The organism is Pleomorphomonas sp. JP5, from assembly GCF_023721815.1.
In the GTDB taxonomy this organism is placed as follows: Bacteria; Pseudomonadota; Alphaproteobacteria; order Rhizobiales; family Pleomorphomonadaceae; genus Pleomorphomonas.
The window spans coordinates 397,528-422,251 of record NZ_JAMDLI010000022.1 but is presented as its reverse complement, the minus strand read 5'-3'; the positions used below and the strand labels follow the sequence as shown (position 1 = coordinate 422,251).

The 24,724-nt window shown below is 61.5% G+C and carries 21 protein-coding genes and 2 pseudogenes; 4 read left to right on the top strand and 19 right to left on the bottom strand.

Annotation, left to right across the window (positions count from 1 at the left end):
• Nucleotides 1–84: 84 nt before the first annotated feature.
• Complete coding sequence (rpiB, locus tag M4J40_RS21290) at nucleotides 85–549, top strand: ribose 5-phosphate isomerase B (RefSeq protein WP_251756414.1); 465 nt, start codon at nucleotides 85–87, stop codon at nucleotides 547–549.
• Between the two features lie 97 nt (nucleotides 550–646).
• On the opposite strand, the gene msrQ is transcribed toward rpiB, so the two are convergent.
• From msrQ to M4J40_RS21275, 3 genes are all read right to left on the bottom strand, one after another.
• Nucleotides 647–1,264, bottom strand: a complete 618-nt coding sequence (msrQ, locus tag M4J40_RS21285) for a protein-methionine-sulfoxide reductase heme-binding subunit MsrQ (protein ID WP_251756413.1) — start codon at nucleotides 1,262–1,264, stop codon at nucleotides 647–649.
• A complete protein-coding gene (msrP, locus tag M4J40_RS21280) occupies nucleotides 1,264–2,223 on the bottom strand; it encodes a protein-methionine-sulfoxide reductase catalytic subunit MsrP (RefSeq protein WP_251756412.1) in 960 nt (319 codons plus the stop codon). Before msrP ends, msrQ begins: the two co-directional genes overlap by 1 nt.
• A gap of 148 nt (nucleotides 2,224–2,371) precedes the next feature.
• Nucleotides 2,372–3,691, bottom strand: coding sequence for an O-acetylhomoserine aminocarboxypropyltransferase/cysteine synthase family protein (locus tag M4J40_RS21275; RefSeq protein WP_251756411.1), 1,320 nt, complete (start codon nucleotides 3,689–3,691; stop codon nucleotides 2,372–2,374).
• A 763-nt stretch (nucleotides 3,692–4,454) separates the two neighbouring features.
• Between M4J40_RS21275 and M4J40_RS21270 the strand changes: the two genes are divergently transcribed.
• Complete coding sequence (locus M4J40_RS21270; protein ID WP_251756410.1) at nucleotides 4,455–7,085, top strand: EAL domain-containing protein; 2,631 nt, start codon at nucleotides 4,455–4,457, stop codon at nucleotides 7,083–7,085.
• A gap of 232 nt (nucleotides 7,086–7,317) precedes the next feature.
• Entirely contained in the window at nucleotides 7,318–8,487 is a 1,170-nt protein-coding gene (locus M4J40_RS21265) for an iron-containing alcohol dehydrogenase (protein WP_251756409.1), read from the top strand.
• Between the two features lie 18 nt (nucleotides 8,488–8,505).
• On the opposite strand, the gene treZ is transcribed toward M4J40_RS21265, so the two are convergent.
• From treZ to M4J40_RS21190, 15 genes and pseudogenes are all read right to left on the bottom strand, one after another.
• Nucleotides 8,506–10,269 carry a malto-oligosyltrehalose trehalohydrolase gene (gene treZ, locus M4J40_RS21260; RefSeq protein WP_251756408.1) on the bottom strand — a complete coding sequence of 588 codons (1,764 nt, stop codon included), beginning with the start codon at nucleotides 10,267–10,269 and terminating at the stop codon, nucleotides 8,506–8,508.
• A 95-nt stretch (nucleotides 10,270–10,364) separates the two neighbouring features.
• Nucleotides 10,365–11,279 carry a DMT family transporter gene (locus M4J40_RS21255; RefSeq protein WP_251756407.1) on the bottom strand — a complete coding sequence of 305 codons (915 nt, stop codon included), beginning with the start codon at nucleotides 11,277–11,279 and terminating at the stop codon, nucleotides 10,365–10,367.
• Nucleotides 11,280–11,504: 225 nt separating this feature from the next.
• Complete coding sequence (locus M4J40_RS21250; protein WP_251756406.1) at nucleotides 11,505–12,398, bottom strand: flagellin; 894 nt, start codon at nucleotides 12,396–12,398, stop codon at nucleotides 11,505–11,507.
• Nucleotides 12,399–12,423: 25 nt separating this feature from the next.
• Nucleotides 12,424–14,160: a flagellar hook-associated protein FlgK gene (gene flgK, locus M4J40_RS21245; protein ID WP_251756405.1), complete on the bottom strand. Its 1,737-nt coding sequence runs from the start codon at nucleotides 14,158–14,160 to the stop codon at nucleotides 12,424–12,426.
• Between the two features lie 25 nt (nucleotides 14,161–14,185).
• Complete coding sequence (locus M4J40_RS21240) at nucleotides 14,186–14,638, bottom strand: flagellar protein FlgN (protein WP_251756404.1); 453 nt, start codon at nucleotides 14,636–14,638, stop codon at nucleotides 14,186–14,188.
• Nucleotides 14,613–14,954, bottom strand: coding sequence for a hypothetical protein (locus M4J40_RS21235; RefSeq protein WP_251756403.1), 342 nt, complete (start codon nucleotides 14,952–14,954; stop codon nucleotides 14,613–14,615). The genes M4J40_RS21240 and M4J40_RS21235 overlap by 26 nt, the downstream gene beginning before the upstream one ends.
• A gap of 1 nt (nucleotide 14,955) precedes the next feature.
• Nucleotides 14,956–16,203, bottom strand: coding sequence for a flagellar hook protein FlgE (gene flgE, locus M4J40_RS21230; RefSeq protein ID WP_251756402.1), 1,248 nt, complete (start codon nucleotides 16,201–16,203; stop codon nucleotides 14,956–14,958).
• Between the two features lie 11 nt (nucleotides 16,204–16,214).
• Nucleotides 16,215–16,493 carry a flagellar hook capping FlgD N-terminal domain-containing protein gene (locus tag M4J40_RS21225; RefSeq protein ID WP_251756401.1) on the bottom strand — a complete coding sequence of 93 codons (279 nt, stop codon included), beginning with the start codon at nucleotides 16,491–16,493 and terminating at the stop codon, nucleotides 16,215–16,217.
• Between the two features lie 291 nt (nucleotides 16,494–16,784).
• Nucleotides 16,785–17,069 carry a hypothetical protein gene (locus tag M4J40_RS21220; RefSeq protein ID WP_251756400.1) on the bottom strand — a complete coding sequence of 95 codons (285 nt, stop codon included), beginning with the start codon at nucleotides 17,067–17,069 and terminating at the stop codon, nucleotides 16,785–16,787.
• A 261-nt stretch (nucleotides 17,070–17,330) separates the two neighbouring features.
• Nucleotides 17,331–17,831 carry a flagellar export chaperone FliS gene (gene fliS / locus M4J40_RS21215; protein WP_251756399.1) on the bottom strand — a complete coding sequence of 167 codons (501 nt, stop codon included), beginning with the start codon at nucleotides 17,829–17,831 and terminating at the stop codon, nucleotides 17,331–17,333.
• Between the two features lie 25 nt (nucleotides 17,832–17,856).
• Complete coding sequence (gene fliD / locus M4J40_RS21210; protein ID WP_251756398.1) at nucleotides 17,857–19,581, bottom strand: flagellar filament capping protein FliD; 1,725 nt, start codon at nucleotides 19,579–19,581, stop codon at nucleotides 17,857–17,859.
• Between the two features lie 88 nt (nucleotides 19,582–19,669).
• A pseudogene (locus M4J40_RS22655) lies at nucleotides 19,670–19,966 on the bottom strand (flagellin); the annotation flags it as partial.
• A gap of 222 nt (nucleotides 19,967–20,188) precedes the next feature.
• Nucleotides 20,189–20,980 (bottom strand): annotated as a pseudogene (locus M4J40_RS21200) (flagellin); the annotation flags it as partial.
• 144 nt (nucleotides 20,981–21,124) lie between these two features.
• Complete coding sequence (locus M4J40_RS21195; RefSeq protein WP_257235322.1) at nucleotides 21,125–21,781, bottom strand: sigma-70 family RNA polymerase sigma factor; 657 nt, start codon at nucleotides 21,779–21,781, stop codon at nucleotides 21,125–21,127.
• 581 nt (nucleotides 21,782–22,362) lie between these two features.
• The gene (locus M4J40_RS21190) at nucleotides 22,363–22,791 is read right to left on the bottom strand and encodes an NUDIX hydrolase (protein WP_251756396.1); all 429 of its coding nucleotides are present in this window, start codon (nucleotides 22,789–22,791) and stop codon (nucleotides 22,363–22,365) included.
• 232 nt (nucleotides 22,792–23,023) lie between these two features.
• Between M4J40_RS21190 and M4J40_RS21185 the strand changes: the two genes are divergently transcribed.
• The gene (locus M4J40_RS21185; RefSeq protein ID WP_251756395.1) at nucleotides 23,024–23,572 is read left to right on the top strand and encodes a cysteine hydrolase family protein; all 549 of its coding nucleotides are present in this window, start codon (nucleotides 23,024–23,026) and stop codon (nucleotides 23,570–23,572) included.
• 2 nt (nucleotides 23,573–23,574) lie between these two features.
• On the opposite strand, the gene M4J40_RS21180 is transcribed toward M4J40_RS21185, so the two are convergent.
• Nucleotides 23,575–24,723: a M20 aminoacylase family protein gene (locus M4J40_RS21180; protein WP_251756394.1), complete on the bottom strand. Its 1,149-nt coding sequence runs from the start codon at nucleotides 24,721–24,723 to the stop codon at nucleotides 23,575–23,577.
• Nucleotide 24,724: the final 1 nt, after the last annotated feature.

The following is a 24,724-nucleotide window of genomic DNA, read 5'->3' as shown; positions in this document are numbered from 1 at the left end:
TTTGTCAGACATGAGTGTTAGGGGAAGCTGACTTCCGCGGTGTTCTGGCACCGATCAGCTAGACAACAGCATGGGCGCAGAGCCATGAGCGACAAGACCAAAATCGTCATCACGTCCGACCACACCGGTATCGACCTCAGGCGGGCCGTCGTCGCCCACCTGGAAACGCGAGGATATGCGGTCGAGGACGTCGGTCCGACGTCGACCGAGAGCACCGACTACCCCAAGTGGGGCGAGAAGGCGGCGCGGGTGGTGCTTGCCGGCGGCGCGCAGCTTGGCATTGCCATCTGCGGCACCGGCTTCGGCATTTCGCTTGCCGCCAACAAGCTGAAGGGCATCCGTTGCGTCGTCTGTTCGGAGCCTTACACCGCCAAGCTGTCGCGCCAGCACAACAACGCCAACATGCTCGCCTTCGGCGCCCGCGTCGTCGGCCAGGATCTCGCGTTGATGATCGTCGACGAGTTCCTCAATGCCGAGTTCGAAGGCGGGCGGCACGCTCGCCGCGTCGGCATGATTTCCGAGCTTGAAGCGGGCCACTCGGTCTGCTGAAAGGGCGTGGCCGCCGTTCTCCCGATTGGCGGCCGGCCGGGAGGAGATAAGGGCGTTCGGACCTTGTGTTCGGACGCCCTTCTTGCATCGGGGCCATTCAGGCTGCCCGTCGCTCGGGCCGCCGGACCAGCAGCGCTCGAACCAGGCGATAGCCGAGCAGCAGCAGCACCAACCCGATATGAGCGGCTTGCGTGGGATCGAGCACCTTTGTCGCCAAGAGGTAGTGAACGGCGGCGAGCGACGCTGCGACGTAGACGAGACGGTGCAGCCGCCGCCAGTTCTTCCCCAGTCGACGGATCGACAACCGGTTGGAGGTCAAGGCCAGCGGCAGCAGAAACATCAAGGCTGCAAAGCCCAACGTGATGAACGGCCGCCGCGCGATATCGGGAATGATCGTGCTCCAGATGAGGCCGCGATCGAGCGTCAGGTAGACACTGAAATGCATCGCGGCGTACCAAAAGGCGAGAAGACCGAGAGCACGCCGAAAGCGCAGAAGGTTGATACCCGCCAACTGACGAAGCGGGGTGACGGCCAGCGTCAGAACGAGAAAGCGCAGCGCCCACAGGCCGAGCGTCTGTTCGAAGGCACGAACCGGATCGGCCCCAAGACCGCCCGTCGCCCCGAGCCAGAAGCTCCAGACCGCCGGAATGAAGCCGACAACATAGATGCCCCAGCCGGCAAACGTTTCGACGAGGGGCGACCGATCCGACGCCATCAGTAGTTTGCCCTCAGGTCCATCCCGGCATAGAGGCTCGCCACCTCGTCGGCATAGCCGTTGAACATCAGCGTCGGGCGCCGGCCAGAGCCGAAAAAGCCGCTTGCGCCGATGCGTCGCTCAGTCGCCTGGCTCCAACGCGGGTGGTCCACCTCGGGATTGACGTTGGCGTAGAAGCCATACTCGCTGCCCTGAAGCGAGTTCCAGGAGTTGGGCGGCTGCTTTTCGACGAGCGAAATGCGGACGATCGACTTGATCCCCTTGAAACCATACTTCCAGGGCACCACGAGGCGGATGGGCGCTCCATTCTGGTTGGGGAGCGTTTCGCCATAGAGACCGACCGCGAGGATGGTGAGCGGATGAAGCGCCTCGTCGAGACGCAGCCCCTCGACATAGGGCCATGGCATGGGCTGGAAGTAGCCCTTCTGCCCCGGCATCTCCTCGGGCCGAACCACCGTCTCGAAGGCCACGTACTTGGCCGAACCCAGCGGCTCCACCTTGTCGAGCAGCGCCTTCAGCGGAAAACCGTCCCAGGGGATCACCATCGACCACGCTTCGACGCAGCGCATGCGATAGATCCGCTCCTCGATGGGCAGCTCGGCGATCAGCTTGTCGACATCGAAGGTCTGTGGCTTGCCGACCAGTCCATCCACGGTGATGGTCCACGGACGCGGTTTGAAATCGCCGGAATGGCGCGACGGGTCGGCCTTGTCGGTGCCAAACTCATAGAAGTTGTTGTAGGTGGTCACATCTTCCCGTGACGTGAGCGGCTCATCCACCTTGTAGGGGCCAGGCACCGTCTTGAGCGGCGAAGTTGCCGGCGCCTCGGCACGAGCCCCACCGACGCCAAGCATCACCCCTGCCCCGGCCATGAGCCCCATGAACTCGCGACGACGAAGATAGACCGAACGTGGCGTGATTTCGGATGCCGGAATGGCGGGCGGACGATAGGTCGGCATGGCATTCCTCCAAGCGGTTCCCAGAACTGCACTTTGGAGGCATTCTCGACTGTACGCGACAGAATGAAAAGCCACTATTTCGTGTAGAGAAGCAAAAGGCCGGCGCCATGAACCTCAGCGCCGGCCCATTCTTCTGAAGAAACGACGACTACTCGGCGGCAGTGGCAACCGTTTCCGACGCGGCGGCCAGCGCCTGATCGAGATCGGCGATGATGTCGTCCGGGTGTTCGATGCCGATCGACAGGCGCACGTAGCCCGGCGTGACACCGGTCTTCAGTTGCTCCTCGGCAGTCAGCTGCGAATGCGTGGTCGATGCCGGATGAATGGCCAGCGATCGCGCATCGCCAATGTTGGCGACATGGTAGAGCAGCTTCAGCGCATCGATGAACTTACGGCCAGCCTCAATGCCGCCCTTGAGTTCGAAGCCAAGCAGAGCGCCGTACCCGCCCTCGAGATAGGTATCGGCGCGGCGGCGGAACTCACCATCCTGTAGCTTCGGGTAGATGACGCTCGTCACTGCGGAGTGACCGGCAAGATAGTCGGCCACCTTTTCGGCGTTCGCCACGTGTTGGCGAATTCTGAGCGGCAGCGTCTCGAGCCCTTGGATGAGCTGGAAGGCATTGAATGGCGAAATGGCCGCGCCGACGTCGCGCAACAGCTTGACGCGGACGCGCAGAGCAAAGGCAATCGGTCCGAGCGGCTTGGCCGCCTCGGCCCAGATGGCGCCGTGATAGGCCGGATCGGGCGTGTTGAGCAGAGGCTGGCGCTCCGGGAACTTGTCCCACTCGAAATTGCCGCCATCGACGATCAGCCCCCCGATCGACGTGCCATGACCGCCGATGTACTTGGTGGCCGAATAGACCACCACCGCCGCTCCGTGCTTGAACGGCTTGGACAGCAACGGCGCCGCCGTGTTGTCGATGATAAGCGGAATGCCGAGAGGCCGGCCGATGTCGGCCACCTCCTTTACCGGAAAAACGTTGAGCTTGGGGTTGGGCAACAGCTCGGCATAGTAAGCCCGGGTACGTTCGTCGGTCGCCTTTCGGAAGTTCTCCGGGTCGGCGGGATCGACGAAACGGACCTCGATACCGAACTGGCTGAGCGTATCGGCAAGAAGCGTCCAGGTTCCCCCGTAGAGATCGGTCGAGGAAACGATGTTGTCGCCGGCAGACGCCAGATTGAGGATGGCGAAGGTGGTCGCGGCCTGCCCGGAAGAAACGGCAACGGCCGCAGAACCGCCTTCGATCGCGGCGATGCGAGTTTCAAGCGCATCCTGCGTCGGATTTCCCAGGCGGGTATAGATGAAGCCGAGTTCCTGGAGACCGAACAGACGGGCCGCGTGCCCCGCATCCTGGAACTGATAGGACGTTGTCTGGTGGATGGGCACCGCGACCGAGCCAGTAGAGGGATCGGCACGGAAACTGCCGCCGTGAAGCGCAAGGGTCTCGGGATGCAGCGACTTGCTCATGGATTTCTCTCCCAGCTCGATCATACGACGCTCGTTTTGGCGCCTCAGCGGCCTGAGATGGATTTTTCCTCCTCAGCCCCAGCAACGAATTTCATTCCATCACGCCCGGAGGAAGGACGACAGTTCTGGAATTTCTTTGCGCGGTCGAGAAAGGTAATATCCATCCTTGAGCAAGCTCATTTCAGGACCAACTTTCCTCGCCGCCCCGAGGCACGGTCCGACGCACAAGGCGTCGTAACGATCTCAAAGGACATGGCATACGCTAAAAATCCCAAGTCTCTGACACCAGAGACTAAGGCAAATAGTCTCGCCGGATCATTTTCGTTGCCCTTGATAAATATTTCAACAGAATTCCACGCCAAACAAGCGCAGTTCAGATGTTAATATATTCTTCGAGCAGAATGCGTAATAGACTCCAAACGAGCCCTCAATCTGCGGAACCTTGCAATCATGATAAAATTGATAGATAGATTGTAGTATGAAAATCAGGAATGCTTGCACACACCGATAGGTTGAAAATGAGTCGTTCAAGGCCAGCTCTCCCAATAGAGCTGCATCACGCAGTTAAACGTCTGGACTGGCGGCGATCAACTCGACGAAAGGCTGCGCGCCCGAGACATTGATGCAAACGGCCGCGATATGGGACAAGTAACGGCGGCTCGATTCCGATACGTGAGACCGCCGAAATTAGGCCTTTCAGTGAATGGGTCGTTCGCTGACTACACCGGATAACCCTTTGTTCCCGAGGAGAACACTCGATTTGATGTCCGACCGGGAGAGCGACACACGCCAAGAGCCGGGCCTCGGCGAGAAGGCGGGAAGTCAACGAGCAACCGAGCTCTTGGCACACCAGCTTTCCGAGGCGACGCGCGCCAACGGAGAAGTCGACCTGCCCGCGCTTCTAGAGGCTATCGGGTCGACCTACGAAAACCTGGCGACGGAGCTTGGGAGGATCGACGGGCGAACCGATGCGTTGAGCGTCGAGAAGACCGACAAGAACGCCCTGGTGACCCTTGCGCTTGACACAGTGTCGGAGGGAATTGCGGTCTTCGATGCCGATGATCGGATCGTTCTTTGGAACCAGCGTTACCTTGAGTTCTATCCGGAGCTCGAAGGCTTTCTCGTCGAGGGGCGCTCGTTCGAGACAATGCTGCGCCTTGGTCTGGAGCGCGGCGCCTATGTCGATGCCCGCGGCCGCGAGGAGGAATGGCTCAAGGCGCGTCTCGAGCGGCACGCTCTTCCAAATAGCATCGAGGAACAGCACCGCGCAGACGGACGCTGGATTCGCGTTGAAGAGCGCCGGATGGCGGACGGCGGACGCGTTGGCATCCGTGTCGACATAAGCGAGTTCAAGCGACGGGAGGCAGCCTCCAGGCTGCTGTTCGAAGACAGCCCCGTTCCGATGTATTTGTTCGACTCCGAGACGCTGCGCTTCCTGGCAGTCAATCGCGCGACCGTTTCCCGCTACGGCTACACCGTCCATCAGTTCATGAACATGAGCGTTTTGGACATGCGCCCGGAGCGGTTGAGGGCCGAAGCGCTCGTGGCAATTCGAAACGGGGTCGACACGCAAAGCGGCAACCAGCTGTTCCGACACCTCAAAGCCGACGGGACTGAAATCGACGTCGAAGTCTTTTCTCGAAAACAGCTCCACAACGGCCGGCAGGCGGTGCTGGTGACGGCGATCGACGTCACCGAGCGCAAGCGCGCCTCCGACGAGTTGGAAGCGACACGAGAGTTTCTCGACACGATCATCGAGAACGTGCCGGCAGCTTTGTTCGCCAAGGATCCTGTCAGTCGGAAATACATCTTGCTGAATCGGGCGGGCGAACTTCTGTTCGGCTGTATGCGCGAGGACTTCATCGGCAAGAGCGCCCGCCAGATTTTCGGCGAGCGGGTAGCTATCGCCGCCGAGGCCGAGGAAGACGAGCTCCTGTCGGGCGGGGTGAAGCAACTTACCGCCTCGGAAACCGTCTCGACACCCAACGGCACCCGGCTCCTGACGATCACCCGCATGGTGGTTCGCAACCCCGACGGCTCGCCACGGTTCATTGTCGGCGTGACGATGGACGTCACCGAAAAGCGCCGCGCCGAGGAGCAGATCGCCTACCTCTCGCAGCATGACGCCCTGACAGGCCTGCCCAACAGAGAAGCGATGATGGTGCGCCTTGCCGACGGCATCTTTGCCGCGACGGCGACGCAGGCACGCTTCGGTCTCCTCAGCGTCGACATCGACCGCTTCAAGACGCTCAACGACCTCTACGGCCACGCCGTGGCCGACAAGGTCCTGAAGGAAGCGGCGCGGCGTCTGGTCGATATAGCAGGCGACGGCCTGGTCTTCCGCCCTGGCGGCGACGAGTTCGTGATGATCTCCAACGATCCGGACCAGCCGAACGCCTCTCGTCGACTGGCGGCGCTGGCCCAGAGCGTTTTCTCGAAGGACATCGTCGTTGACGACAAGTCCATCCGCATAGGGATCAGCATAGGCGTCGCCACCTACCCGCATGACGGCGACAGCGGCTCACTGCTGCTCGCCAATGCCGGAGCCGCGCTCTATCACGTCAAGTCCGAGGCGCGCGGTCAGGTCCGCGTCTACGAGTCCAAGGCCGACCAGGTCATTCGCGACCGTTGGGTGCTGCAGGCAGATCTGGGACATGCTCTTCGCAATGGAGAGTTATCCCTGCACTTCCAGCCACAGGCGGAGATCAACGGACGGATCTTCGGCTTCGAGGCCCTGATGAGATGGACGCATCCCACACGCGGCCCCATCTCGCCCGAGAAATTCATTCCACTGGCCGAGGAATCCAACCTGATCCTCGACATGTCGGAGTGGGTGCTCGAAGAGGCCTGCCGCACGGCGGCCGGCTGGACACATCCGCTCACCGTCGCCGTCAACCTGTCGCCGATCCAGTTTCAGCACGGCGAGCTGCCTCGCCTCATTCAGCAGACGCTGATCGACACGGGCTTGCCGCCATCCCGGCTCGAGCTGGAGATCACCGAAGGCATCCTGCTCGGCGACTTCGCCCACATTGTCGGTATGCTGAGGCGGATCAAGGCGATGGGCGTACGCATCGCCATGGACGACTTCGGCACAGGCTACTCGTCGCTCTCCTATCTGCAGGCCTTTCCATTCGACAAGATCAAGATCGACAAGAGCTTCGTGCAGTCCATAGGACGCACCGAGCAGGCGACGACGATCATCCGAGCCGTCATAGGCTTGTGCCGCGGCCTAGGCATTCCCGTCATTGCCGAAGGCGTCGAGACCGAAGAACAGCGCAGCTTCCTCGCCCAGGAACACTGTCCGGAGATCCAGGGCTACATCATCGGACGGCCGGCACCGATCCAGGTCTACGACAAGATCGTCGACACCTTGGCCTCGGCCCGTACGCTCTGAGCACGAGAACCGGTGCGCCCTGTCCGATGTAGTCGGCAGCAGTCGCACAGTGGCGCTCCACTCCCGTCCTTAGCCTTGGCCATCTCGTCAGAAGACGAGACTCGGCGACTTGGCCTTCGAGCTGGCGTGAGCGCTTCCTTGCCCGTTGTGTCGATCGTCTCGGGCGCATAGGTTGCGCCCAAGTCCGCGCCGTCCATCAAAAAAGGGACCGCCGGTAGACGGGAGAGACGCAATGGAGAACTTCACCTTCCTCAATCCGACCAAGATCGTCTTCGGCCGGGACAGCGAGACATCGGTCGGCGTGGAAACCGCCCGCTACAGCCGCAAGATTCTGCTTCACTATGGTGGCGGCTCGATCAAGGCGTCCGGCCTTTACGATCGCGTCTGCGCCTCGCTCAAGGCAGCTGGCGTCGAGTGGGTCGAGCTCGCCGGGGTCAAGCCGAATCCGCGCCTTTCCCTGGTCCACGAGGGCGTGCGCCTTTGCAAGCAGCACGGGCTGGGCTTCATCCTCGCGGTCGGCGGCGGCAGCGCCATCGACTCGGCCAAGGCGATCGCCATGGGAGCCGTGATCGACGGCGACGTCTGGGACTTCTACGTCGGCAAGGGTACGCCGACCGACGCGCTCCCCATCGGTACCGTGCTGACCATTCCGGCCGCGGGCTCGGAGTCAAGCGACGGCACGGTGATCACCAATGAGGACGGCTGGCTGAAACGCGCGGTCGGAGGCCCGTTCCTCTACCCGCGCTTCTCGATCCTCAACCCGGCCCTTTGCGCCACCCTGCCGCCGTTCCAGGTGGCCTGTGGCGCCGCCGACATCATGGCGCATCTGATGGAGCGCTATTTCACCAACGTGACCAATGTCGCCTTCACCGACCGGCTGATCGAAGCGACCATGAAGACGGTTATCGCCCAGGCCCCCAAGGTGCTGGCCAACCAGGACGACTATGACGCTTGGTCGGAGCTGATGTGGGCCGGCACCATCGCCCACAACAATCTGCTCAACACCGGTCGCATTGGCGACTGGGCCTCGCACGACATCGAGCACGAAGTCTCCGGAATCTACGACGTCGCCCACGGCGCCGGCCTTGCGGTTGTCTTCCCGGCCTGGATGAAATACGTGCTCCACCATGACATCGACCGCTTCGTCCAGTGGGCGGTGCGCGTTTGGAACGTCGAACTCGACGTGTTCGACAAGGAGGCGACCGCGCGTGAGGGCATTGCCCGCCTCGAGGCGTTCTTCCACAGGATCGGCCTCGGCACGACGCTCGCCTCGCTGGGCATCCACGACGACCGGATCGAGGAAATGGCAAAGAAGGGCACCGGCGACGACAGCCGAACGCTTGGCAACTTCGTCAAGCTCGACAGCAAAGCCATCGCGGAAATCTTGCGTCTCGCCCTCTGAGCTCACGGCGGCGGGGGGCTATCTCTCCCGCCGCCGAACCGACCAGGCAACGAACCACGGCGAGCATAGGCCGTTCGCCGCTCGCCCTTCCCGCCAGATGGGCTTGCCCGTCAGGGGAGCCGGCAACGGCGCCTGCCTGGGAGCAAGGTTGAGGGTCAGCATCAGATCCCTCGCCTCCCCCTGCCATGCGATGCGGATAACGCCGTCGTCCACCTGCCAATGACCTGCACCTCGGATGCCCGCGACAAGCGGTGCGATCTCTCGACGGCGAACACGCAGAATGGCGCGGTGCCAATCGAGCAACCGGGCATGATGCCTAAGGCTTTGCTCGCTCCAATCGAGCCGGGCGGCTTCGAAGGTTGCGGGAGCAAAAGGATCGAGCAGATCGCCCGGATCGACTGCGAAAGCGGCGATCCGCCCCTCCCTTACCGCCGAGACGAACGCCGGTGCGAGATCGGAAAAGAAGGGAAACGGAGCAGTCGCGGCCCACTCCTCACCTTGAAACAGCATTGGGATCTGTGGAGCCAGGAGGAAAGCAGCCGTCGCCGCCCGAACGGCGGCCGGCGGGGCCAGCATGCCGATCCGCTCGCCATGCGCCCGATTTCCTATCTGGTCGTGATTCTGAAGGAACGAGACGAACGCGACCTGAGGCGGAGAAACCGCCGGCGCCGCCTCGTCGCAAGACAGCACTCCCTCGGCGAGAGCCCGTGCCAGAATATCCGGCCTCCCAGCGTAATCGGCGTAGTCCCTGTCGGTCTCGCCGGTCGCGGCGGCGTGAAGTGCATGATGAAGATCGTCGTTCCATTGAGCGGTAAAGCCACCGACCGGCGGTATCCGATCAGGTTCCAGTCGGGCGCTCTCCAGGACAAGATGTATCTTCCGGTCACCGCCTGCGGCCCGAGCGGCCTCGGCGATGTCCTCCAGTATGTGACCGGGGTCCACATCGCGAATCTCGTGAGCGGCGTCGATGCGCAACCCGTCCAGATGAAACTCTCCAATCCACATTCGGACGTTGGCGAGTACGAGATCGCGCATGGACGTCGTCTCGCGCGGACCATAGTCGATGGCCTCCCCCCAAGGCGTCGCATATCGGTCGGTGTGGGCCGGAGCCAGCAGCGGCAGGTAGTTTCCGTCCGGGCCAAAATGGTTGTAGACAACGTCCAGCAGCACGGCGAGACCGAGCGCATGGGCGCGGTCGACGAAGAACTTGAGATCGTCGGGGCGCCCGTAGCGGCTGTCGGGGGCGAACAGCAGCACCCCGTCATAACCCCAGCTCCATCGACCGGGAAAATCGCCGATCGGCATGATCTCGATGACCGTGACGCCGAGCGACTTCAGGTAGGGAAGCTTTGCAGCGGCGGCGCGGAATGTGCCCTCCGGCGTAAACGTGCCGAAGTGCAACTCGTAGATCACCGCCTCATTCCACGAAACACCACGCCACCGGTGGTCCGACCAGCCAAAGATATCCTGGGGAACGACCTCGCTCGGTCCGTGTACGTCCTCCGGCTGGAATCGGCTGGCTGGATCGGGAACCAGGGTGCCATCGGAGAGAAGAAAACGATAGCGACAGCCATCTGGAGCGGCAGTCGTCAGGGTGAACCAACCGTCGTCACCGCCCTCCATGGGCACGGGGTCGCGCCCTTCGATTGCCAGCGAAACCTCAGCCAGATTCGGCGCCCAAAGCCTGAAATGGACGAGCCCGGCGCGTCGAACGGGCCCGAACGCCACCGGCGGACGCTCCATCACGATCGTTGTCGGCGCGGCCGGCGTTGACATGTCCATCCCGGCTTCCCCCGTTGACGGTCGCGATGCGACCGATCAGCTGGGACCATTGTGGCTGTCGCGGTCCACGCAAGCAACCGGTCAGCTTCTGCAAACTACAACTTCAAGGCCTCAAGCCGCTGACGGGCGCGCAATCGCTCGCGATGCAACGAATAAAGTCCACTGGCAACAATCAGCGAGGCGCCAATGGTCGTGGTCACGCCCGGCACAATGCTCCACACCAGATAGGACACGGCCGTAGCGGAAATCATCTGCACGTAGCTGAAGGGAGCAAGCAGGGAGGCGGGCGCCATGCGATAGGCGAACACGCAACAGATCTGGCCCAGAGCAAAGAACAGGCCGCCGGCAAGTCCGAAGACGACCTCGTGCCAGGACGTTTCTCCGATCTCGCGCCAGACGAGCGTCGTCGTCACCAAGAGACCGATGACCGACGTCCAGACCATCATGGTCTCGGCGCTGTCGCGCACCGCCTTGCGCGTCAGAATGGTCGAGAAAGCGCCGACAAACGCCGCCACCAACGTGAAAATCGATGCGTAATGAAAACTCGAGGTTCCCGGCTGGACGATGATCAGCACACCGGTAAAGCCGACCAGCGCCGCAAGCCAACGTCGCACGCCTACGATCTCTCCGAGAAACACGATCGACAGCGCCATCACGAACACCGGCGAAACGAAGGCGATCGCCGTCGCGTCGGGGATGGTTTGATGCTGCAGGCCGAGCAGGAACAGGATGGTGCCGCAGATCGCCGCCAATCCGCGCAGAATGTTGAGCCACGGGTGCGTGGGGCGAAACACCGCCGTCCCCTCGCGGCGTAGCGCAAACGGAACGGCCACGATCACATAGGTCAGATTTCTCCACCAAGCGATCTTCTCGGCGCTGGCTTCATTCTGGATGAACTTGGCGCCCACATCGCAGGCAGCGAAGAGCAACGTCGACGCGACGATCAGGGAGATGGCGAGCAGCACCTGCTCGTTGACGCGCGACAGCCCGACGTCGACCGTCGGAGACATGGTCTGGGAGGTCACCTTGATTTGCCCGAAAAGAGAGCCGCGTATAGGCGAAGTCGGCTCAGGTTGGCTCAGTCGCCACGTGTTGGATGAAACGATTTTGAGGCAAAGACAAGGCAGCTTTGAAAAGTACGACAAAAAAACCGGGGCTGTGGCAAAACGACATGAACGGACGGTAAATGCGCCCCGCTCGAAACTCTTTTGCTTCCCCGCGGCTTGCCCAGCCCGTCAGGACAGATAGCTCGACAGCTTTAGGCTGGCGATGTTGCCGATAGCGGCATATGCCGCCTGCAGTTGGGTCTCGTAGGCAGACATCTCGGCAGCCACAACGGCGACGTCCACGCCGCTGAGACTGGTTGCGAGGTTGTCGGCGAAGTCCTGATAGGTCTCCTGATCGCTGATCGCCGTTTTTAGCGCTGAAGCATTGAGCGACAGACGGGTCTGCACGGTGGCGAGACCGCTGATCGCTTCGTCCAGGAGGTCGCTTGCTTCCGACAGCGTGTCATCGTCGGTGGCTCCGGACGCGACCAGCGACAAGGCCCTGAGTGCTTTCTCGAAATTCTCGTCATCAGCGGTAACGCCATAGGTGACCGTCTGTTCGGATGAAACTTTCACCGACGCAGCCGCTTCGTCTCCCTTGTAGTAGCTGGTGTCGGAGGTTGACGGCGTGGTTGCCGACGCGAGACTCCCCAAATCGATGGGCGCGATCTCCACGGCGCTGCCCGAGAAAAGGTAGCGACCGCCGAGTTGAGTGTTCATGAGCGAGGCAAGACTCTCCAGCATCTCCTCGGCCGTAACCTTCAGCTCGTCGGTCCCGCTGGTCGTCGACGAGAAGGATGACAGGGTCGCCTTCATGCCGGTGATCTGGTCGATGATGCTGTCGACGGCATCGTACATCGCCTCGACGCGATTGCCGGCCGTGCTTGCCGCCTCGGCATAGGCCTTGGACATCGAGATCGACGACTGCAACGAGACAACAGATCCGGCCGCTCTGCCGAGACCGCCATAATCCTCGGAAATCTGTCCGGACGCCTGTTGCAGCGTCGCCTCGGCTTGCTTGGCCTGTATCTTCAGCGCCGCCTGCAACAGACGGTCGGACGAAGCGAAGGTAGCGACACGCATGCCCATTGGCATATCTTCCCGTTCTTCAAGCCGACTTGGCGGCCGACAACAGCGCCTCGAACATGTCGTTGGCCGCCTGGATGATCTGAGCGGCCGCCGAGTAAAGCGCCTGGTAATCGGACAACTTCGCCGTCTCCTCGTCTATGTTCACGCCCGACCGCGAGGCGATGGTGTCCGCGAGTGAGGTCGCCAGCGTTTCCGCGCTGGTTTCCGCCTCCTCGGCACTCGAAGCCCGGCTGGCAAAATCGGAGACTATGCGAGCCGCATAATCGCCGAGGGTGACGGTGGAAGAACCTATGCCTCCTACGGCCTCGAACGATTGCGTTTCGGTCATCGCCGCGAGCAACCCATCGGCCACCGTCGTCGAGCCGGAGGTCAGCACCGTCGCCCCAACCGTCGTCGAGGTCGAGAGCGTGCCGATGGCGAGAGCGCCCGCATCATCGGCAATCGCCGAAGACAATGAGATGTTGGCGGCGCTGCTCCCGCTGAACAAGGCGTTGAGACCGAAGTAACTCGAGAAGCTGGTGCCGTCACCAGTCATGTCGCCATCAAGCGCTCCGATGGCGACACCAGCACCCGTCGTCGTCGAGGTGATGGTCAACTTGCCATCACCGTCGAGGGAGGCATCGATGCCGTCGATGGCGTCAAGAGCCGAAACCAGATCGCCGACCGTGGCGTAGCTGGAAAGATCGAGGTCGGTGTAGGCGACCAGCGCCCCATCCTCGTCGACCTGCGCGATGCGGACACTGCCGGACGCCGACAGAGCGGTCGATGACGATACTTCCGTAATGCCGCTGAGGCTTTCAGGCGCCGGCACTGCCGAGCCATCGGCGGTCACCGCGTTCATGGTATCGATCAGGGCGTTCGCCAGCGCGTCGAGTTCATCCTGCGCCTCGACCAACGTGGTGTCGCGCAAGGTCAGGAGGCCGCCAACCTCACCGCTGGAGAGCTCGTCGGTGATGTCCTTGCCATCCACCGAGACACCACTCAACACCGAACTGGAGCTTACGGTCGCCGACGCGCTGAAGCTCAGCTGGTGCACGGAACTGGTGAGCAGTGCGGTGCCGCCAGTGGTGGAGATGTAGATCGCCCCATTGGAAGCGGTGGTCGTCTTGATGTCGATCAGCCCGGAAATGGTCTCGATGGCGGCATTGCGTTGATCCTCGAGATCCGCGGTTGAGGTTCCCTTCGCCTTCGCGGCCAGGATCGCGTCATTGAGGTCATCGATGGTCTCAAGCGCATCGTTGATGGTACCGATGTCGTCGGCGATCTGTCGGTCGGCATCGGACCTCAGACTCTGGATCGAAGACGAGGTCTCGCGCAGCGAACTCGCCAAGCTGTCGGCCGCCGCTATAACCTCGCTTTGGACTGTGTCGTCCTCGGGCGACGAAGCGAGCGAGTTGACGGCAGTTTGGAGATCGGTCACCAGCGTCGCCACGGATGTCCCGCCATCTTCGCTGCCCGTCGTCGATCCCATCAGCGCCTGTAGGCGGTCGGTGTAGCTCGCGGTGACCGAAGCGGCCCCAACTTCGGCGTTGGCGGAGATCAGGGATGCGAACACGTACTTGTCGACACCGCCGGTGATCGAGGCGACAGCCGTACCGGAACCGGTCGAGGCCGACACCGTCGACACCTGATTAGCAGTCTTGACGGTGTAGCCGTCGACGTCCGCGTTGGCGATGTTGGAAGAGGTGACGCTGATACCGACCTGCGCCGCCCGCAAAGCGGACAGGGCGATGGTGCTTGCGACGGATATCGACATGGGCGTCCCCCGGTGATGTACGGCCTCAGGCGAGCCGGTCGGGCAACAGCGACGAGCGGCCGCTTGGCGCGTCTGCAACGCGGTTGCCGGTACGGCCGTAAACGGACGTGGTTCCCGATTCCCGGACGGCCGCCACCACGGCGGCAATCCGCCGTCGCGATGCGCCGATGGCTCCAGCAAGGCGGGACAGGTTGTCCTTCGCCTTGCTCTGAACAAGGGTGATCCGCTCGTCGAGATAGGCGCGTTCCTCAGGCGAGACCGGACCGGCGTCGCCGAGCGCCCTAAGGCGTTCTTCTATGCTGCCCGCAAGATTGCTCTTGGTGCCGGTGGTCGCGGCCAGCGAAGCCGGCATGCCGCTGGCAAGCAGCGCGTTTTCGTCATCGATGATGGAAATCAGCTGATCGATCAGCCGGTCCAGCTCGGCAAAGCGCCCCATATCGAGCGAACTTGTCTCAGCGGGCAGCTTGGCGCTTGGCATGGCTTGCTCTCCTGAACTGATCGAGAGGAACGACAACACCGGTTCCTTCGGTTGACGCGGCAAGCAGCTTTCCCACGGCCAGATAGGCGTGGCTGACGGCATAGCCGGTGTTCGCGTTGGAGAGCGCGGCAGCCGTTTCGTCGAGATGGCGCTCCAACTCGAAAAGCACTTCGGTGACATCGCCCTTGAAGAGACCGATGCTGCGAACATCGGCATCCTTCCCTTCCCGCCGAATGTCTCGCTGAAGTCTTTCCAGGCGCCCGACCAGCAGGTCGATGGCTGCCTGCGTTGCGTCCCGTTCCGATTGAGCCGTCATCTCAACGCACCGCCGACAGAAGGGAGTCGAACATGTCCTTTGCCGTCGAAATCACTTGCGAGGCCGCCGAGTAGGCCTGCTGCGCCGCGATCATCGACGAGAACTCCGTGTTGGTGTCGGTGGTGGACTCCTCGAGCTCATAATCCTGGATCGAGCCGACGCCGTCCGAGTCCGCAAAGTGATAGGTGGCGCCCGACGAAGTGGTCGAGGCCGAGTAGACCGAGTTGCTCATCTCAATAAGACCGTTGGCATTGGAAAAGGTGGCGAGCGGAATCTTGTAGATCGAGATCGACTCGCCGTTGCTGTAGTTGGCGAAGACGGTGCCGTCCTCGTCGATCGAGACGCCGGAGAGCGTGCCGTAGGAACAGCCGTTTCCGGTACCCGCTATGTCGACGGTCGCGTCGCTGCTGTCGTCGGGGGTATATTGCGACAGGCCGTCCGAACCATTGATGGTACCGAAATCGAGGGTGACCGACATGTCGGCGGCACCGTCGCTGAGACCGGTGATCGAGAGGGTCGCCGTGTCTGGGGTCAAGAGCGTGCCATCTTCGTTGAACTTGATCTCAACGGTCGTCGTCTGAGCGGTACCTGTGGAGCCTCCCGTCGAAGACGGATCGGCAAAGGACATTTCCCAGGTGTTCTCGGCCGTCTTCTCCCAGGTCACGTCCATCGTGTAGGCAGTGCCCAGACTGTCGAACAGCTCGATCTGACTGGTATAGGTATCCCCGACCGCAGCGTCGGCCGGCAGGCTGCCCGTCATCGACATGCTTGTCGTAGCCGCCGCGTAACCGGTCAGTACATCAGTGTCGATCTGCTCAAGGTTGGTTTCCGTAGTGCCGCCGACCACATTGCCATCGGCATCGGTCGGCCAACCGAGCAGCGAGTAGCCATTGCTCGTGAGGTAGCCCGTGTCGTCATCGACGGTGAAGCTGCCGTTGCGAGTATAGTAGATATCACTGCCATCGCCCGTGGTGACCGCAAAGAAACCATCACCATCGATGGCAATGTTGGTGCTGATCGAGGACGAGACGAGTGTGCCGCTCGCCAGAATGTTCTGCGACTTCGCCACCGTGACGCCGCCACTGGAGCTGTTGGCGTCACCGGAGGTCAGAAGCGAAGAGAAGCTCGCCGAACTGGCCTTGTATCCGGTCGTCGAAACGTTGGCTAGGTTGTTGGAAATGATCGACAATGCCGACGACTGAGCCTGCATCGCCGAAACGGAGGAGTTCATCGCGCCCGTGAGAGACATGGCGTTTCTCCTCAGGCCGTCGTGGTGGTGAGACTGGATGAGATCGCGTCCATCGACTCCTGTAGAGACAGGAGCGTCGCGTTCATCTCGCTGAGCTGCGAGTAGCTCGCGTAGGACATCATCTGGTTGAGAAAGTCAGACGTATCCGTCGGGTTCAGCGGATTCTGGTTCTGCACCTCCTGCACCAGCAGCTGCAGAAACTGTGAAGTGTCTATGGACGTGGACGAAGATGAACTTGTTGTCGACGCCGTAGATGTTGTGGTGGTGGTCGCCGCAGAAATAGAGGACATGATAAACCTCACCCGCCTCCAGACTTCACTAAAGAAGTCCGGATCAAGAGACTGATCGGTGCCGTTGTTGATTGGCTTCAGTCTTTAGACGGGCCAGGTCGCAAAACCAGGCGCGAAAACTTAATGAAAGTTAGCAACGAAATTCGTTAACGCAAATTAATACTTCAAGTCAGGCTTCATCGGCATCGCGGGCCAATCCGCGAAAATCCATGGCGCGGGCAAGAAGACAGATACGGCTGCCGGACGCGTCACCGCTCTCAACGTCGAAAACCGATGCGAATTGCAAGAAGCTCAGGAGCCGGCGCGCGCGCGCGGAGAGGCCTTGTCCGAAGGCGTGGGCTTGTCGGCTTCGTCATCGTCGGCGAGAGCTACGATGCGGGCCGCCAGCCCCGCCGGCGCCCGCACCTTCGGTCCGGACGTCAATGCTTTGCGTAGCTTGACCGCGGCGTCGAGAATGGAACGCGCGCGGTCGGAATGCTCCAACAGAGCTTCCGCGTCAGCGCGAAGAGCCGCCGGCCAAAGCGCCAAGTCCTCGCCATGACGGTCGACGAGGTCCTGAAACTGCGCTTCGTCCATCGGTGCAACCAGTTCATTCGTAACAGATTGCCGCTGAGTATCTACTGGCGTCCAACCGCGATCAATAGAGAAACAGTCGACACGCAGCGTTACATCCCGCAACCTCCACACGCCCGATGGGTTGTGCACAGTTGCCTATGGGGCGGCGAGGCAGCCCGTGTCGCGAACGAAGGGCCGAGGCTCGATGCCATTCACGCAAGAGCACGAATCTGCTTGGCCCAGGGGGGAATCAATCGCGCGTCAGATGGACAACGCCCAACGTCAGCGGCCGGTCAGACCGATGAACATCGACGGATCCAATCGATCCTCCGGCACCAGGCGCGGCCCCGGCTCGATCGTGCTCCGTGGCTGCGGGGCATCCGCCCCGTCCTGGCGAACGAAAGCCGCCATGCCGGCTATGCCGGCCCAGGCGTCTCGCAGCTCGACAAGGCTGTCGTGAAGTTTGCGATAGCGCCGCACGACATCGGGTTTGCCGTAGGAAAGGTGAAGGGCGATGATGTATCCCTTGTAGACGCGATGCAGCCGTTCGGCCACGGCCCCGCCCTTCGCAAAATCGAGAGCATGGTCCAGACCGCGCAAAATGGTGGCCGCCCGCATGACCTTGATGAAGCACTCCTCGAACTGCGACGCCTCGCGCGCCCGAATGGCCTGGGAAATCGCCAGTAACGTGGCATCGTAGAGCTTGACGACGGCGACGGTCGGATGAACGGACGCGGCAGCTTGCCGATAGGCGGCCGCAGCTTGGCCCATGCGAGAATTCATATCCTGGAACTCCTGATATCCACGATCAACTGCTACTCTTGGCGTCGAGCAGGGCTTGGAGGTAAGCGAGTGTTGATTGAGCCGTGCTGATTGAGGCCTGCAGGCGGGCATAACGAGTGATCAGATTGTCCCGATAGGTCTCGGCCCGCGATGTGATGGTGTCGATCTGATCCTGATACTCGTCATTCTTCTCGGTGAGATTGGTGACGATCGTCGTTAGCGTGCCGTCATCCGAGTTGATGGCGCTATCAGCGAGGTTATAGATTTGCTCGGCGATACCGGAGGCCTGACTGATGGTCACCGTTTGCGATGTCGTGCCGGTAAACACCAGCGTGTAACCCTCGTAGGCCGTACCTTCGACGCCCTTGATGCGACTGCCGGACACCGTGAACAGCCCGGTCTCGCCATTGACGGTTACCGACGAGAGCGCGCCGCTTTCATCCACCGTGATCTCAAGCTGGAACGTCGAAGGCGCGCTTGTGCCCCGATAAAGTACGCCGACATCGCTCGAAGAGCTCTCGAAGGTGTAGCCGAACAACTGCCGAACAAGGTCCGGGTCTTCAAGCAGGACATCGTCCAGCGTGTCCTCGTCATATTCGAGGTAGTTGTTCTCGTCGAAGCTGAGACCGATCGCCGAGATCGATGCTTCATCGAGCGAAAAGTTCAGAGCCGAGGCGACCTGTTGGTTGATGCTGCGAATGCTCGCATCGCCAAACAGGACGGAGTCGGCCGAGGCGCCGCCGCCCGTCGCCAACTGCTGCTGCGAGATGGCCCATTCCCGATAGGCATTGTAGGCATCGACGAACTCAAGGACCGCGCTCTTGATATCGGAGAGATTCTGGCCGATCTCGACGGTGATGGACTGATTGTCCGTCGTCGTCGAGTAAAGATAGAACGTCACGCCGTCGATGACGTCGTCGATATCGTTGGTCGACCGCGTGATTGGAACCCCATCGACGGTGAAGATGGCATTCTGGGCGGCTTGCAACTCGTCTGCGAAAGCGCCGTCCTCGTCGATCACGCCCAGGCTCTGCAAGACGCCATCCGGATCTTCAAAACCGATGGTCTGCCCGGTTTCGGAACTCGTGAGGATGAGTTCGTAGGAGGAGTCGGAAACCTTGAGCACGGTGGCCTTGACGCCGCTGGTCCCGCTTTGCTTGTTGATGGCGGCCGCGATCTCCGAAAGCGACATGTCCTCCGTGACGTCGATGGTCACCTCGGTGCCGCCTTCGATGCCAAGCGAGATGCTGCCCGACAGCGACAGGTCGCTGCTGGAGGAAGCGTAGCTGCTGCTCGCGACCTTGTGGGCCGTCGCCAACTGCTGGACGGTTATCGAGTAGCTGCCGGTCTCCGCGCCGGCCTCGGCGGAGACGGACAGGGTGGAGTCGGTATCGACGTTCCCGACCGATGTGAGATAGGCGGTTCGTTCGCTAAAGACGTCGTCGCCACTTCCCGAAGAGTCGGTCGCAACGCGCAGAGCCGACGCCGTATCCTGCAACGTCGAGAGAAGAGTGGCTGCGTCCTCGTAGGCAGCGATCTTGGTCTCGTTGTTGGTAATCTTGGTCTCGTAGGTATCGGCCTTGGCCAGCTTCGCCTCATAAAGCTCCTCGACAAGACCGTCCCAGTCGATCGACGAAGTGTCGGTGGAGGCATAGTTGGTCGAGGTCGAGCCGCTGCTCGACGTGGACGTACTGGTCGTCGTCGTCGTCGATGCGGTCGAACTGGTCGTGGCGCTGGTGACCGAAGACATGAGACCTCCTCCATCGCCCCGAACCGGGGAAACATAGTTGAAGGAAGGCGCGTCAACCGCGCCTTCCGCTCTTTAGCCCTCCGCAAATTTACTGCAGCAGCTTCAAGAGGTTCTGCGTCATGTCGTTCGCCGACGACGCAGCGGCGACGGCTGCCTGCACCTTGACTTCGGCGGAAGCGAGCTTTGCTTCCTCGGAAGCGACGTCGACATCGGTGATCGCCGAGTTGGCGGCCGACAGGTTTTCGATGGAAGTCGCAATCGACTCCGAAGAGAACTCGAAGCGGCTTTCCTGAGCGCCGATGCTGGCGCGGGCGGCCGACACCTTGTCGATGGCGGCATCGATGGCTTCAAGGGCGGTGGTGGCATTGTCCTGCGTGGTGACGTCGATATTGGACGTACCGGACCCCTTCGTCGAAATCGTCGACTGCGACGAGTCGGACGTAAAGCCGAGCGCCTTCAGGACACCGTCAGCGTCGCCGGCGACCGTGCCGTCAGCGTCCGCGTCGAAGGTCGTGCCGGTGGTGGCGGTCGTATCGACGCCTATGGACAGGGCGCTGGAGGAGCCCGTAGCCTCGGAGGAGTTGGAAACGGTGAGCGTACCGTTGCTGTAGGAAATCGCCACGTTGGCCGCGTCCAGCGCCGTCGTGGTGGTCGTATCAGTGGTCAGGAAGTCGCCAATCTCCTCACCGGTCAGCACACCATCGCCATCGGTGTCCGCCGAAGCGCCGAGCGTGACATTGACCGTCGTGGCGGCGCCGGCATCGTCGGTCGAACCGATGGTCAGCACGATCTGGGTTGCGCTTGCGCCCTGCCCGATACCGATGGAGACACCGGAAAGTTCGGCGGTGATGTCGTTGGCTGCCGAGGTGGAGAGATCGAGGGCGGAAGATGTCAGCTCGTCGATGGAAACCTTGATGGTGTCATCGGCGGACGAACCGACGACGATCTCGGTGCCGCCGGCCGTGGTGTCAAAGTCGGAGGTGCCGTCGAGCAAGCTCTCGCCGTTGAACCGGGTTCCGGTTGCGATGGTGTCGATCTGCTCGATCAGTTCCTGGAACTCGGCGTCGATGTAGGTCCGCTCGCTATCGGTGACGGTACCGGAAGCCGACTGGGTGGCCAGCGTCTTCATGCGCTCGAGAATATCGGAAATGTTGGAAGCGCCGCCGTCGGCGGTCTGCAGCACTGAGACGGCCTGCGTGGCATTGGTCGCAGCCTGGTTCAGCGTGGCGATGTCGGACGAGATGCGGGTGGAGATGGCAAGGCCGGCAGCATCGTCGGCAGCTTGCGTGATGCGCGAACCGGATGCCAACTTGGACAGCGACGCAGCCTGATCGGCGGCATTGATGTTGAGGTAGCGGACGGCGGAGTTGGCGGCGGTGTTCGTGGAAATGACGGGCATGGCGCTCTGTTCCTCATCGATGGATGACGCTCCTCCCAGGAGGGGGGCGTCGGCGCGAGGCGTCATCGCCCCTCGCTTCGTGTCTTCAACGGATGAGCAGGAACCAACCCGGCGCTTTTTGTTCGCCGGACGCTGATTTTATGGTTAGTTCTGAGTAAACGACTGACGGATATCGTCTTCTGCCCGCGCCAGATGCTTGCGAAGCTGCTGCCGCCCACGCTTGAGAAGCGACTCCACGGCCATCACCGTCGTATCCATCACCTCGGCGATCTCGGCATTCGACATGGCCTCGTGATAGCTGAGAATGACGGCGACCCGCTGCTGGTCCGGCAGGCGGGAGAGCGCCGTCTCCAGCAGGCTGGTCATGGAAGCGCGATGGAGCCGCGTCAGCGCATCCTCGGTATCGTCGGCCATTTCGGGCGCGGTCTCGATATCGTCCATGGCCGGTTTGCGCCTGAGGTCGATGCAGCGGTTGGTAATCACCCGATAAAGCCAGGTGGAAAACTTCGCCCGACCGATCTCCATCCGCTTCCTGTGCGTCCAGAGCTTGAGGAAGCTGTCCTGAACCACGTCCTCGGCATCGTCGGAGTTCCTGAGGATACGCAAGGCCAGAGCGAAACCACGATCGGCATGGCGCTCCACCAGGAGAGCGAACGCGTCGCTATCGTCAGCCGCGATCCGCTCCAGCAGGAGATCGTCCTCGCTACGCACCGACGATGTCACCGGATCGCTTTTCGCCATACCCCGAGACACCATCGGCAACGGAGCCGTAGCGCCAAACGAACTTGCTGCAGCCATCATCGCACACCCCTACACATCATTCGGCTGAAACGCCCCTCTTGAACTTTGTACGAAGCAACAGAGAAATTCAGGCGCACAAAAACGAGAATTCGTGGAGATTTATAAGTATAGGCAATTGCTTCCCGGTAAATACGGCAAGTTCTTCCTCAAGGAAAAAACTGCCGGGTAGCTATTGCCCACCTTCAACATCAACGAACCCGAGTTTTCCGCCCTTTCCCTGCAAGATCGTTTTCAAAATGCAACTGAGGTCGACATCAACACTGTCTTCGACGGGAGACGCTGCAAGCGCTATGCTATTTTTCTGGTTTTTATCAATTTTTACAATGCGTTACATGCCGTTGCAGTCAGCAACGAACACCGGCAGATCTTGCCCATGGTGAAGTACGTGCGAATGCCGCCTTGAGAAAGAGGCGGAGAAATCGCGCGAGCGCGACGGACACTCTGGAAACAAGCTCGGAATTTTTCACCGGGCCAGCCGGCAAAAACTTACCGGAGCCTCATGGACCAGACCGGCGTCCGGTTTCAGTTGCGCGGGAGCCTTCTCGCGGCGACCCAAGATCTCATTTTGGTCGGCGAATGCCCTAGGCTCGGAATGACTGCAAGATAAAGGCAAGGCCCGGCTCATCGACGACAATGGCGGCGTCCTCGCGGCTCATCCATTTCCGCTGTCGTTCCTGGCGTTCAGGCCAGTCGGTGAGGTTCTCCGTCACCTCAAGGCTATAGACGTCCACATCGACCAGCGTGAAACAGTCCTCGAGACGCTTCCAGTATCGATAGCGACCGATCGGCGTCTTGGAGGGAGTGCCGATCACACCGGCTTCTTCCATCGCCTCGATCGCCGCCGCCTTGCGGTCGCTCTTGCCCTTCATGCGCCATCCCTTGGGGATCAGGGGGCGATGCGTCTCGCGCGAGGAAACGAGCAGCACGGACACGTCGCCATCAGCCGTCCGCCGGAACGGAAGGGCCGCGACCTGATGCTGAACTTTCTCCTTGGCGATTGCCTTACCCATGATATCCCAACAGCGAATGCAGGCGAGTCGTCACCGACTCAATCCCAATTAACTAGATTATCGTCGAAAAGTTTCCAGTCAGTAGAGAAACGAGAATACCAGGGAAGCCCCCCATGCGCTTTTCGTATGGGGTGGGGCATATTCGTCATCTCACAGGCCGGTCATCGACGCGCCGCAATTACCCTTACACTGTCCTTTTCGTCAAACTCAATTGCAGAGAGCAACGACAACCATGTCATTTACAACTATCGACGCTCGCAGCGCTCTTGTTGTCATCGATCTACAGAAAGGCATTGTCGCTCTACCACCGCAAGATCTGGCGCGCCAGGCAATCGGCAATGCCGTCCACTTGGTCGAGACATTTCGTGCTCTTGGACGGCCGGTTGTTCTGGTCAACGTTCTCGGTGGCGCTCCGGGCCGGACCGACAGGAAGCCGAATGGCGATCGGCCGTCCGATTGGGCCGAACTCCTCCCCGAACTCGGCCAAGCGCCGAACGACATCCGCATCAGCAAGAGGACCTGGGGCGCCTTCACGGGTACCAGCCTCGACGACCGTCTACGCGAGCTCGGGGTAACCGATGTCGTCGTTTGCGGCATTGCCACAAGCCGGGGCGTTGAGTCGACAGCTCGCTTCGCCCATGAGCTCGGATACAATGTCGCGCTGCCCGTCGACGCCATGGCCGACGCCAATCCTGAGGCGCATCGGCGCAGTGTCGAACTCACCTTTCCGTGGATCGCGGAAACCGGCACAACCGACGAACTGATCGCCCTTCTGAGATAAGGTCAGGCGAAAAAGCGCCGGGCCAGCGCATGAAGGAAGACGGGACCGCGTTCGAGAAGCATGTCGTTGAAGTCGTACCGGCTGTTGTGCAGCCCCGCGCTATCGCCGTTTCCGATGAACAGATAGGCGCCTTTCACCTTCTCCAGCATGAAGGCGAAATCCTCGCTGCCCATCATCGGCCGATCGAGCGGCTCGAAGGCGTCCTCTCCAAAAACATCTCGGATGACCGAAGTGGCGAGATCGATCGCAGCGGCGTCATTCATGGTAACCGGGTACCCGACCTGCCAGTCGATACTCACCTCGGCACCAAAGCTCTCGGCCTGAAGACGAGCAATCTCCTCGAACCGCCGGCAAAGCCGGGATCGCACAACCGGATCCGTGGCGCGCAAACTGATCTCCAGCACCGCCTCGTCGGGGATCACGTTGCAAGCCGAACCGGCATGGAAAGCACCGACGGTGATGACGCCGGCTTCCTGCGGAGGCACGTTGCGCGACACCGCCGTTTGCAGCGCCATGACGATGCTTGCAGCCGTCACGATCGGATCGACAGTGTCTTCCGGGCGGGCGCCATGCCCACCGGTTCCGCGCACCGTCAGCGTCGCCGCGTCGATCGCCGCCATCATGGCGCCAGGACGAGCCGAGAACCGACCTGCGGCAAGGCCCGGATAATTGTGAAGCGCAAACACGGCGTCACAGGGGAAGCGTTCGAACAGCCCCTCCTCCATCATGCGCGCAGCGCCACCGGCGGTCTCTTCGGCCGGCTGGAAGATGAAATGCGCCTTTCCCCGAAAGTCGTCGTCATGAAGCAGGCGGAAGGCGGCGCCGATCAACATCGTCGTATGGCCGTCGTGACCACAGGCATGCATCATGCCCGGCATACGGCTCGCGTAGGCCGCTCCCGTCTCCTCGACGATTGGCAGGCCGTCCATGTCGGCCCTGAGGCCGATCGCCCTATCGCCGCCCCGGTCGAGCGTCGCCACGAACCCCGTGGCGGCAAACCCCCGCGTCACGGTCAGCCCCCAGCCCTCCAGCAGGTCGGCGACGAGAGCCGAGGTCTGTCTCTCCTCGTATCCGGTCTCCGGCATCTGGTGCAGACGGCGGCGAATATCGACGAGCTCCGGCAAAAAAGCCTGGAAAACGGATTCGTCCATG